General features: G+C 64.4%; 10 protein-coding genes. 6 read left to right on the top strand and 4 right to left on the bottom strand.

Annotated features, from left to right (window positions below):
* Positions 1–14: 14 nt before the first annotated feature.
* Positions 15–1883, bottom strand: coding sequence for a pyruvate kinase (locus G6N56_RS22995; protein WP_232069131.1), 1869 nt, complete (start codon positions 1881–1883; stop codon positions 15–17).
* Between the two features lie 414 nt (positions 1884–2297).
* Between G6N56_RS22995 and G6N56_RS22990 the strand changes: the two genes are divergently transcribed.
* A complete protein-coding gene (locus G6N56_RS22990; protein ID WP_232069130.1) occupies positions 2298–2750 on the top strand; it encodes a hypothetical protein in 453 nt (150 codons plus the stop codon).
* A 113-nt stretch (positions 2751–2863) separates the two neighbouring features.
* Positions 2864–3880 (top strand): type I glyceraldehyde-3-phosphate dehydrogenase, encoded by a 1017-nt coding sequence (gene gap / locus G6N56_RS22985; protein ID WP_085255619.1) that lies wholly within the window; start codon positions 2864–2866, stop codon positions 3878–3880.
* Positions 3881–3899: 19 nt separating this feature from the next.
* Here gap and G6N56_RS22980 read toward each other — a convergent pair whose 3' ends face one another.
* The gene (locus G6N56_RS22980; protein ID WP_232069129.1) at positions 3900–4928 is read right to left on the bottom strand and encodes a sensor histidine kinase; all 1029 of its coding nucleotides are present in this window, start codon (positions 4926–4928) and stop codon (positions 3900–3902) included.
* 835 nt (positions 4929–5763) lie between these two features.
* Between G6N56_RS22980 and G6N56_RS22975 the strand changes: the two genes are divergently transcribed.
* From G6N56_RS22975 to G6N56_RS22960, 4 genes are all read left to right on the top strand, one after another.
* Positions 5764–7005 carry a fatty acid desaturase family protein gene (locus G6N56_RS22975; RefSeq protein WP_085255572.1) on the top strand — a complete coding sequence of 414 codons (1242 nt, stop codon included), beginning with the start codon at positions 5764–5766 and terminating at the stop codon, positions 7003–7005.
* A 138-nt stretch (positions 7006–7143) separates the two neighbouring features.
* On the top strand, positions 7144–8022 hold the full coding sequence (locus G6N56_RS22970) for an alpha/beta fold hydrolase (RefSeq protein WP_408632647.1): 879 nt from the start codon (positions 7144–7146) through the stop codon (positions 8020–8022).
* Between the two features lie 193 nt (positions 8023–8215).
* Positions 8216–8506 carry a hypothetical protein gene (locus G6N56_RS22965; protein WP_085255570.1) on the top strand — a complete coding sequence of 97 codons (291 nt, stop codon included), beginning with the start codon at positions 8216–8218 and terminating at the stop codon, positions 8504–8506.
* 226 nt (positions 8507–8732) lie between these two features.
* Positions 8733–9377: a Crp/Fnr family transcriptional regulator gene (locus G6N56_RS22960; protein ID WP_085255618.1), complete on the top strand. Its 645-nt coding sequence runs from the start codon at positions 8733–8735 to the stop codon at positions 9375–9377.
* A 73-nt stretch (positions 9378–9450) separates the two neighbouring features.
* On the opposite strand, the gene G6N56_RS22955 is transcribed toward G6N56_RS22960, so the two are convergent.
* A complete protein-coding gene (locus G6N56_RS22955; RefSeq protein WP_085255569.1) occupies positions 9451–10353 on the bottom strand; it encodes an amidohydrolase family protein in 903 nt (300 codons plus the stop codon).
* A 6-nt stretch (positions 10354–10359) separates the two neighbouring features.
* Complete coding sequence (locus tag G6N56_RS22950; protein ID WP_085255568.1) at positions 10360–11871, bottom strand: aldehyde dehydrogenase family protein; 1512 nt, start codon at positions 11869–11871, stop codon at positions 10360–10362.
* Positions 11872–11875: the final 4 nt, after the last annotated feature.

Here is an 11875-nt window from a genome sequence, read left to right as displayed (position 1 = left end):
ACCGCAGATGTCCTTTACGGCTGGCCATCGCGCGAGCCGGGGTGCCAGGAGTGCAGGGACCCCAGCAATGCGTTTTTCTTGTAGTGGTGATCCGTCATTCGCCGAAGGATGCTGTCGAGGACGACGACCGCGTCGTTGATGTACGGCCCCTTGTTGAGCATCGCGCATTCAGCCCGTTCGCTCATTGCGGCATCGCTGATCTCGGCGCGCGCGGGATTCCCTGTCTTGGTGAGCTGTTCGAGCATTTGGGTGGCCCAGATCACCGGTAGGTGGGCCGCCTCGCACAGCCACAGAATCTCTTCCTGCAACTCGGCCAGGCGTTCGTATCCGCACTCTACGGCAAGGTCGCCACGCGCGATCATCAGACCGACGCGCGGATGCCGCATCGCCGTAAGCAGCAGTTGCGGAAGATGTTCGAATGCTTGCCGGGTCTCGATTTTCAGCACGATTCCCATCGAGCCCCCGCCGAGACGGCTCAACGCGTCGAGCAACTGCTCGACATCGGAAGTGTCTCGCACGAACGACATCTCGACCAGATCGGCCAGTTCGACCACCGTCGACAGGTCAGAGAGGTCCTTCTCGGTCAGGGCGGAAATCGGGAGGTTGGTGTCGGGCACATTGATTCCCTTGCCGCCGCGGAGGCGGGACCCCGCGTTCGCTGCGTGGTCGATCCGCAACCTCAGCACGCCAGGACCCACGCTGACTATCTCACCGCCTATCCGGCCGTCATCAAAGTACACCGTCTCCCCGATGCGGGCGTGATCGAAGATCTCGGGCAACGTGCAACCAATGCGCGGAACACCTTCGGCCGCCACCGGCGCCGGCGAACAATCGCTGGTCAACTCGAGGATGTCGCCGCGGCGCAGGACAAGGCTCTGTTCGGTGCGCGGAAGTTCTCCGAGGTGTGTCGAATCCTCCACGCCGTGGACGCGCAGCTCCGTCCCGGTGGCAAGGTAGGTGGTCTTGTCGGCGATGGCGACGAATCCGCCTGGGGTGCCGGGCCTCTGAGCAACGGCCTTCAGCGCCAGCGTGCGCTTCGCGCCGCGGGTGTCGTGCAGAAGCAGGACGTCGTCGCCGCGGCGGCGGCTGAGCCACTGCCCGGACACCGGTAGCGACACCAGGCCCGCTTCGGGTGGGTCGGTCGGATCTTCCGCCGAAGTCAGCCATGCCCTCGCAGGGGCGGTTTCCTGCCCTAGCGCGTTCCTGGACGGCCGGAGTTTCACGACCCGTGGCCCGGGCTCAAGCGGACCAGTCCGCAGCTTTGGTCCCCCAAGGTCCATGGCGACCAAGCAAGTTCGGCCGGTCGCTTCGGCCGCCTGCCTGACATGCCGTGCCATGGAGCGCCAAGCCTCGGCATCGTCGTGCGCGCAGTTGATGCGCGCGACATTCACGCCGCGTTTCACCAACTCGCGAACCATGTCGGGATCGGTCGCTGCCGAGGAGGGCAGTGTGACCATGATGCGGGTCACACGATCAACCGGCTCCGGGCCCAGCAACTGCTGCGTTCGGTGGCGGAGCAGTTCGGGGCCGTCCCCCACGCCCGTGCCGGAGAGTGGAGGCTGTTGCCAGGCGTCCCCGAGCATGGCACAGATCGCCGACCTCACCAACAGCAACGTGGCCTCGACATGGGGTTCGCTGCGACCCAATGAGGACAGCCCGTAGGCAGCGAGCCGAGCCTGCAGGTCGCGTAGATCGCATTGTCGAATTGCCCAATAGTGCAACATATTCCGAGCGCTCGATCGATTCTGGGTTGCCACCCCGGTGAGCCAACATGACCACAACGACTCGGCTGTGGCCAATCGCGACAGCAGGTCGTCCACATCGTCGCGCAGCTGGCTCAACTGCCGGCTCGTGAGTTCAACGTCGGTCTGCGTATTTGGCACCTGCGCTCCATGTACTCGAATGCTCCCACGCCGAGCAGATGGCGTTCTGTCCTTGACCGCCCCCGACGTTACGGAGATCCCGCCGTCGGGTCCTAGAGGAATTGGTCCCGATCCCCCCATGACTTTGGATCCGCGGTCCCGGCTCACAGGGCCGGGCAAGACAGACCATGCGTCCGAGTTACCTTCGGCCCTGGGACAGGCGACGACGCACACCCTAAGGTCGCGTGCATGCCAAGAGGGCGGCGATACGCGCTCGGTGTCGTGTCAGCGGCGTCAGCGATTGGTGCCGCCATCGGTTATCGGAAGCTGGTTCGTCCGTGGATGTACGCCTGGGGCGCATGCGCCGGCGAAATGAACGCAGGGTTGCCCGGAGACGAATTAGTCGCCGCGTGCACAATGCGCACGACACGGGGTGTGACGATCGACGCGTCGCCCGAGGCCGTGTGGCAGTGGCTGGTGCAGATCGGTGAGGACCGCGGCGGTTTTTACAGCTACGACTGGTTGGAGCGGTTGGTCGGCGCACGTATCCGCAACACGGCCACCGTTCGGCAGGAGTGGCAGCGGTTACACGTCGGGAGCATCATCTGGCTCGCTCGGCGCTATGGACGGAGCGCCCAAATGGTTGTCGCGGCAGTCGAACCGGGGAGTCACCTGGTGATGGTGTCGCCGTCTGACTTCCGGCGCGTACAAAACGGTGCGAAGGCTTCCGGCAGTTGGGCGTTTTACCTGCGGCCGTACGGTCTCGGAACCAGGCTGCTGGCGCGCGGTTGCGGCGGCGCGGTTGGACACATCGGCTTTGACGTGCCCCACTTCGTCATGGAACAGAAGATGCTGCGCGGTATCCGTGACCGCGCCAGCCGATCCTGAAATCCCGGGAAGCCGAGGACCTTGTCCTCTGCTGCTGGGAGCGAGGCGTGGTCAGACTCGAGGTGGCGTGCAATCGATGCCGCGCCCTGACCACAGAACTAGAGGAGATCACGATGGCTATCCGGGTGGGCGTCAACGGATTTGGACGGGTCGGCCGAAATTTCTTCCGTGCGGTGGACGTACAACGGGCGGCGGGAACCACCGATATCGAGATCGTCGCGGTGAACGACCTCACGGACAACAAGACTCTGGCGCACCTGCTCAAATACGACTCCGTCCTCGGACGCTTACCGCACGACGTGTGGGTCGACGGCGAAGACTTTGTGGTGGGAGAGCAGCGGATCAGGGCGTGGTCCATCGCCGACGGGCCTGCGGCGGTGCCGTGGGGAGATCTCGGAGTTGACGTCGTAATCGAGTCGACCGGTCGGTACACCGCCGCGGACCAGGCCCGCGGCCACCTGCACGGCGGAGCGAAGAAGGTGGTGGTGTCCGCAACGTCGAAGGGTGCGGACCTCACCGTCGTCATGGGTGTCAACCACCGCGACTACGACGGCACGCAGACCGTCGTCTCCAACGCCTCGTGTACTACGAACTGTCTGGCGCCGATGGCGATGGTGCTCGACGAGGTGTTCGGAATCGAGCGTGGGCTCATGACCACCGTCCACGCCTACACCCCGGACCAGAACCTGCAGGACGGTCCGCACCGCGACCTTCGCCGGGCCCGCGCCGCGGCGATCAATGTGGTGCCCACGTCCACCGGGGCTGCCCGCGCGATCAGCGTGGTGCTGCCCCAGCTCGAGGGCCGGCTCGACGGGTATGCGCTGCGGGTGCCGGTCCCTACCGGTTCCGCCACCGATCTCACCGCCGTCGTTCGCGAGCCGGCAACCACCGAAGCCGTCAACGCCGCGTTCGCGGCCGCCGCCGGCGGTGAGCTGAGGGGCTTCCTCACCTACACCGAGGATCCCATCGTCTCCTCCGACATCGTGACCGATCCGTCGTCGTGCATCTTCGACTCCGGGCTCACCAAAGTCACTGGTGATCTGGCGAAGATCGTCGGCTGGTACGACAACGAGTGGGGGTATTCCCACCGGCTCGCCGACTTGACCGGCCTGGTGGCATCCACTCTGTGAGCGACTCGCGGCGGGCGGATCAGGGCAGTGGTGCTGACCAGCGCAGCACGGTGCCTCCGTCGGGAGCATCCGCGATGGTAAACGCGCCCCCGACCTGCTGCGTGCGGTGATCCAAGCTGGCCAGGCCAGTACCGGTGATGTCGCCCCGACCGTTGTCGATTACCTCGATGCACACGTCGTTCTCGATCTTGACCGTCACCGCGAGTCTGGTCGCACCGGCATGTCGCATAGCGTTGCTGACCGCTTCGCGCACAACGGCTTCGGCGTGATCGGCTAGTGCACCATCGACAACGGACAAGGGCCCCCTGAACTGAACGGTGGTCTCCAGTTCGGACCCGCAGAAGCGCCCGACTGCCGCCTCGACCCGTTCTCGCAGCCCGGTGACGCCCGGCGGTGTGGTGTGCAGGTCGAAAACTGCGACGCGAATCTCCCGGATGACGCCTTGCAGATCATCGATGCTGCCAGACAGTCTCTGCTGGACCTCAGCTGACCGCACCCGCGGAATGGTCCCCTGCAGATCTAGCTCGACCGCAAAGAGCGGCTGGATCACGTGGTCGTACAGGTCGTGGGCAATCCTGTCGCGTTCAGCGAGAATGTCGAGTTCATGCGTTCGATGCTGTCTGGATCCCAGCTGCCAGGCGAGCGCCGCCTGGTCGGTGAATGCGGCCATCATGTCGAGCTGCTCGTCGCTGAACGCCTGGGCGCCGTCACGCCGCAGCGCGACCAACACCCCCGCCACGGTATCGCCGGTGCGCAGCGGGAGCACCAGCGCCGGGCCGGCACGTTCGACGCCGTCGATGGCGACGTCGAAGTTGTTGAGTCGTCGAGGGGTCCGCTCCACGAAGGCCTGCCCCATCGCGGTACCGGCGACGGGGATCGCCTGGGCCGGTGTCAAGGACGTCGCGGCACCGGCGGTTTCCACGATCACCAGATCGGCCACCTCCGAGGTTGGTATGTCGTAGTTGATTGCGACGGCGACCAGCGCGAGCTCTGCGCCCGTCAGCTCGAGCGCTTGCCGGGCGATGGGCCGATACGCCGCTGGCTGCATCGGTTCCGCAGAGTTGTTGGTTTCCAGTATCATTCGTGGCTTCGCCGCCTTAGCAGCAGACATGGTCATTTCGATTGATCGGAACTACGAAGGCAACAATCAGCGCGTTCGCGATGGTCACCTGGCTCGTCATGCCCGGTGCGCGGGCGGTGTTCGCTCGCATCGGTGCCGCAGATGTTCGTCATTGTGGAGGGCTCCAGGTCGGGTTGCGGGATTTCGGGCGGGTGTTGGCATAGAAAGCAGGTGAACTGGCCATAATGACCCGACGCCGATCGATGACCGGAGTGTGCGGGTTCGGAGCCAATGCTCCTAAAGTTCGCGGCGGACGCGGCTGAACTCTTCCCGCACCAGCTGAAATTCTCAGCACCTTGACGCTACACCCCGTTGGGCCGACCCGGGATCGGCGCGATAGCGGGCTTGGTGGCCGGCAGTCGAGAATCACCCGAGTTGCCGGACGGGTGTAGCGTTGTATTTGTTGAGTCCTTCAGCCGGTCCGGAAAGGTTTGGCTGTACGCCGCCGAATTTATGAGCTTTCGCTCACCGCCGCACCTTCCGATTTCCACCCGCCTTAAGACGGCATGCACATTCCGCTCGTTTCCCCGTTAGCCGGATCCGGGAGTATCAACCAGTTGCGCGTTCACCGACCGTGCCTGTCGGTTTGTCGCCGCTCGACCGTCGACCGGAGCATCAAACCGCACCGGAGGTACGGAGATACCCTGTCGCGCACTGAAAGTCGCGCCGATAAGGGGCCTAGCCCGCTCGGGCCAGCCGAGTTGACGTCCTCCCCGATAGGACACTCGGCCACACGACATACAAACCCTACGGAAAGGACAAGATGGCGATCACTGACATTGCAGCCTTCGCTCACCTGACCGACGCCGACATCGAGAATCTCGCCGGTGAGCTGGACGCGATTCGGCTGGACATCGAGGATTCCCGTGGCGAGCGCGACGCGCGCTACATCCGACGCACGATCGCCGCGCAACGCGTCCTCGAGGTGGCCGGCCGGCTCCTGCTGGCCGGTAGCTCGAAACGCTCTGCATGGTGGGCCGGAACGGCGACCTTGAGCGTGGCGAAGATCATCGAGAACATGGAGATCGGCCACAATGTCATGCACGGTCAGTGGAACTGGATGAACGATCCCGAGATTCACTCCACGACGTGGGAGTGGGACATGACCGCGGCATCCAAACACTGGATTTCCTCTCACAACTTTCAGCACCACAAGTTCACCAACATCCTTGGCATGGATGACGACGTCGGCTACTACATCCTGCGAGTCACCCGTGACCAACCCTGGCAGGGATTCAACATCGGCAACGTGCTGTTCAACGCCATCCTCGCGCTTGGGTTCGAGTGGGGAATCGGCTTGCAGACGGTCGATTTCGAGAAGATCTTGAAGGCCGGCCCGGAGCGAGACCTCACCCTTCAGCAGACACGGGAGTTCTCGGTCAAGGCCGGGCGGCAGCTGGTCAAGGATTACGTCGCGTTCCCGGCGCTGACGTCGCTGTCACCGGCGGCGACCTACAAGTCGACGCTGACGGCCAACGCGGTGGCCAACGTGATCCGCAACGTCTGGGCCAACGCCGTCATCTTCTGCGGGCATTTCCCTGACGGCGCAGAGAAATTCACCAAGACCGACATGATCGGCGAGACCAAGGGCCAGTGGTACCTGCGGCAGATGCTGGGCAGCGCCAACTTCGACGCGGGGCCCGCGCTGCGCTTCATGAGTGGCAACCTGTGCCACCAGATCGAGCACCACCTGTACCCGGATCTGCCCAGCAACCGGCTGCACGAGATCTCGGTGCGGGTGCGCGCACTGTGCGACAAGTACGACCTCCCTTACACCACAGATTCGTTCCTGATTCAGTACGCCAAGACGTGGCGCACCATTGCCAAGCTGTCGCTGCCGAACTCCTACCTGCGCGACACCGCCGACGACGCGTCGGAAACCCGTAGCGAGCGGATGTTCGCGCAACTCAAGCCCGCTTCCGCCGCGGTCGACCGAGTGACGGGGCGTCGGCGCGGGCTCAAGACGGCGATCGCCGCGAGCCGCCGACGCCGTCGCCACCTGTGACGAACGTTGCAGCGCCGGTAACCTACGGCACCGTAGGTTATGCTCAGCGCAAACGACTGGAATTCGGGGAGCGGGTGTCGTGACGCTACGGATGCATGTCCGGACACCGGTGAATGGAGACCGCTTCCAGTGAGTGAAATGTGCTATCTAGATCTCCACGGTGAGCGTATTGCCTATCGGGAGGCAGGAGCCGGTGAGGCGCTGCTGTTGATTCATGGGATGGCGGGAAGTTCGGCGACCTGGCGGGCGGTCATCCCTCAGTTGGCGGAGAAGTATCGGGTGGTGGCACCGGACCTGTTGGGTCACGGGGAATCAGCCAAGCCGCGCGGTGACTACTCGCTGGGCGCGTTCGCGGCGTCACTACGCGATCTGCTCGATGAACTGGGCATCAGCCGGGCGACCGTGATCGGTCAATCACTCGGCGGCGGCGTCGCCATGCAGTTCAGCTATCAACACCGCGACTATTGCGAGCGACTGGTTCTCATCGGCAGCGGTGGTCTCGGCCCTGACGTGAACTGGATCCTGCGGATCCTGTCAGCCCCCGGAGCCGAGCTGGTGCTACCACTGGTCGCGCCGCAGCCGGTGTTGAACGTCGGCAAGAAGCTGGGCGCATGGCTCGCGTCGGCCGGTATCCAGTCGCCGCGCGCCGGTGAGATGTGGAACGCTTATTCTTCGTTGTCGGATCGGCAGACACGGCAGGCGTTCCTACGCACGTTGCGCTCCGTGGTGGATTACCGCGGCCAGGCGGTCAGTGCGCTCAGCAAGATCCATCTCAGTCATGGATTACCCACCTTGCTGATCTGGGGTGAGCAGGACCGGATCATTCCTGTCGACCACGGCTACGCCGCGCATGATGCTGTGCCGGGCAGTCGATTCGAGGTGCTCGCCGGTGTCGGACACTTCCCCCATGTCGAGTCCCCGACAGCGGTGGTGAACATCCTTGACGACTTCATCACCACCACCGGGCGACATACCGATCTGACGACTCAGAAAGACCGATCGGAACAGCCCGAATGACTCGGGCAGTCCCTCATGGCTCATGCTCGCCGCCGCCGTTCAGCTCTTAGATGCGTCCTGTGACGGTGCCGCCGGGCATGCGGACCATCGGCTCTCGGGTCGGTGACCTTCGGCCATATGGATTGATCGCCGGCGGCGGTTAGCGTCGGTTGGTACAACAAGCAAATAACTGAGAAATAAGGGAGTTTCGGATATGACCCAAAGCACCGCGAAGAATACGGTGATGCCCAGAGCCACAGACCTCGTCGACGAGGTACGCGAATCGGCTAGATCAGGCCAGGAGGCCGCGAGCAAGGCCTTGCGTAAGTTCCGTGAGACGGTGGATCAGGCCCTTCCCGAGTCCGTCGAACCGCTGCGAAAGAAAATCGTCGATGCCGCAATCGAATTGGCTGACCAGCTCGTCAACGTGCAGTACAAGTTCCACCGCAGCATCGTGCGCAGCGCAGACCGGGTGCTGAGCAAGTCGGACGGCGAAGAGAAGTAGACGACCGCCACGTTGTAGTTGGGCAGCAGAATGCGTCAAGCACTCGCTATTCTGCTGTCCTACAACGACTGTCAGTGACCCGGAAGCCGGTCGCGGCGGGCGGGCATCCCGGTTTCCGGGCGCACAGTAGGCGATTGGGACCCTTTACCGCAACGTCACGCTGTCGTCCTGACACGTCCCAATACTCCTAGGAGGTTGAGTGGACGCGACCGCCATCAAGGCCGGAATGTTCCAGGGAGTCGACAGCGCCGTGGCTGCGATAGCCAAACGACTTCAACCCATCGATTTCGAGCGCCGGTCGACCGTGTTCGATCAAGGAGAACCCGCAGACCGGCTGTACATCATCATTTCCGGGAAGGTCAAAATCGGCCACCGTGCGCCGGACGGCCGCGAGCATCTGCTGGCGATCATGGGCCCGCCGGAGATGTTCGGCGAGCTCTCGATCCTCGATCCCGGCCCCCGCACCGCCAGCGCGACCGCCCTCACCGAGGTGCGCGCGGTGGCTATGGACCACGACATGGTGCGGGGCTGGATGGCCGATCGCCCCGAGGTCGCCGAACAGCTGCTACGAGTAATGGCCCGCAGGCTGCGGCGCGCCGATTGCAAACTGACTGATCAGATCTCCACCGACGTCCGCGGACGGGTCGCCAAGCAGCTGCTGCTGCTGGCACAACAGTTCGGTACCCGCGAAGGCGACGCGTTGCGAGTGGTCCACGACCTGACCCAAGAGGAGATGGCTCAACTGGTCGGCGCATCACGGGAGGCGACAAACCAGGCGCTCAGCGCCTTCGTCGCCCGTGGCTGGATCGAGTTGGAAAGCCACAACTTCCTGATCCTCGACGCCGAAAGGCTCGCACACCGAGCACGCTGACCGACGCCGCCGAAGTCGCCGGTTCGACCGGAGTCTCCGACCTGGTGCGCGTAATCCGGCTCGTGGTTCCCAATCAGCAGACGATGGTCTCCGCGTTGCGCGACAGCACCAATTCCTGGATTGCCTCATCGAAACCGGAATCCCGCACGTCAGCGAGGGCTCGCTCGACCGGTCCGCGGAACGGATAGTCCGACCCGAGCACGAGGCGACTGGGCCCGACCGTGTCCAGCGCGCAGCGCAAAGCGGGCTGGTGAAACGAGCAGGTATCCAGGTACGTCCTGTTCCGCAGATAGGTCGGAATATCGTGCCGTGCTGCCCCGCGGTCGCTCTGGTCGATGAGCCGTTGCGCTAGGTAGGGCAGGACACCGCCGAGGTGTGGAATCACGAGGTCAAGGCCCGGGTGTTCGTCGAGAGTTCCCGACAGCATCATCCGTGCCGCCGCGATGCTCGTGACGATCGGCGGGCTCAGGCTCGCGTTGAGGTTCCAGTCCGTGGCCCCGTCGAGCGGCGGCTCGAGCGCCGGATGCAGGAACAACAGCAGCCGCCGCGCGGATAGCTCCGCGTAGAACTCCGACAGGCGGTGGTTATCGAGCCGGGTCGTCGGGCTCACGTAGATCATGACGCCGGCCAGAGCCGGAGCTTCGACCACTCGGCCGACCTCGGCCACCGCTGCAGCGGGATCGGTGAGGTCGACCGTGATCATTGCGCCCGAGTATTCGGCATGCTCGTCTACGGCGGTCAGCAGCTCGTCGTTGCAGAGGCGAACTGCTGCCGCGGTCTTGTCGCTATTTGTACCGGGCGGGACGGGCCACGGAAGCGAGACGACCGCCTTGCCGCCTGCCGCGGCGAGCTCCTGGCGCCCCGCGGCTCCGTCGCGCAGCTGCGGGAAGGCGTCGAGGAACCGGTCCAGGCCTGAGCGCGGACGCCGCAGGAAGCTCTCCGGGGCGACGTGGAAGTGCAGGTCGACGAATGTCATCGTGGCTCAGTTGGCCCGAACCGGCGGACGAACGCGGCCGTCGGTGGAGGTGTCGGCGCCGCTCCACACTGGCAGTTCGCTGCGCCCGGACCGGTTTCGGACGCTTTTGATCCGGGTGAACTCATCGAGGGTGGACGCCGCATGTTCACGTCCGAACCCGCTGGCGCGGTTCCCCCCGAAGGGGATGCCGACGAAGCCCCGGTTGTAGTTGTTGATCATCACCACGCCAGCGTCGAGGTCGCGGCTGGCCCTCTTAGCCAGCAGCTCATCACTGGTGAATACCCCTGCCACCAAGGCGAATTCGGTAGAGTTCGCGATCTCGATAGCCTCGGCGTACCCGCTGAACTTCAGAATCGAGATCACCGGCCCGAAGATCTCTTCGTTGGCGATCCGCATGTCGGGTGTGACGTCGGTGAAGATGACCGGCGGAACGTAATACCCGTTGGCTAGCTCGGGGTCGCTCGGTCGCTTGCCTTGGAAGGCGACTGTCGCACCCTCCGACTGGCCGATGTCGATGTAGCCGAGGACGCGTTGCATGTGCTCGCGAGAGACCAACGCGCCAATTTGAGTCCGGCGGTCCAGCCCGTTCCCGATGACCAGCTTCGAGACCGCGGCGACATAGCGCTGCGTGAATTCCTCAGCCAGTGACTCATGGACCAACAGGCGCGACGCCGAGGTGCACGCCTCGCCCTGGTTGAACAGCGACCCTTCGAGGGCTCCCTCAACGGCGGCGTCCAAGTCGGCATCCGCGAAGACGATGAACGGATCCTTGCCACCCAACTCCAGCATCGCGCCAGTGAGGTTGTCGGCGATCGACTTCAGGATGCTGCGGCCCGTGTCCGGGGAGCCGGTAAACGTCACCCGCCGGACCAGTGGGTGGCTGACCAGTGCCTTTCCGGTGACCGCTCCCGTTCCCGGCAGAGCCTGGACGACATTGCGGGGAAAGATCGGCTCGAGCAACTCGACGATCCGCAGCACCGACAGTGGGCACTGTTCCGGCGGCTTGAGGATCACCGCATTGCCGGCCGCCAGCGGTGGTGCGAGCTTGGCGCCTACGTGGGCCGGTGGCCAGTTGAACGGGATGATGCCGGCCACCACCCCGTAGGGCTCCTTGAGCGTGTACGTATCGACCGGACCACCCGGGAAGAACGCCCCGTGATAATCCGCGACCACCGACGCGAAGAACTCGAACGACTCGACCAATCCGACGAGGTCGAAGTTTCGGGCAATCTCCCAAGGCTTGCCCACCTCCCGACACTCGATCTCCGCGATTTCGTCGCCGTGCTCACGCAGCACTCGGGCGGCTTCCCGCAGCAGCAGCGCCCGCTCGCGGGCCGTCGTCTGCCCCCAACCGCCGACGAACGCCGCGTGCGCGTCGCGGACCGCCGCGTCGACCGCGGCCGCGTCGGCGAGCAGGAAGTCGGCCAGCTTCTCGCCGGTTGCGGGCTCGTATACCGCGAACGAACCCGCCGGATCATCGGACATCCAGCGGGTGGCCTGCTCCCGATAGGTAGGCATGTCA

Origin of the sequence: Mycobacterium saskatchewanense, assembly GCF_010729105.1 — a bacterium.
GTDB classification, from domain to species: Bacteria; Actinomycetota; Actinomycetes; order Mycobacteriales; family Mycobacteriaceae; genus Mycobacterium; species Mycobacterium saskatchewanense.
This window is presented reverse-complemented; position numbering and strand designations above follow the sequence as displayed.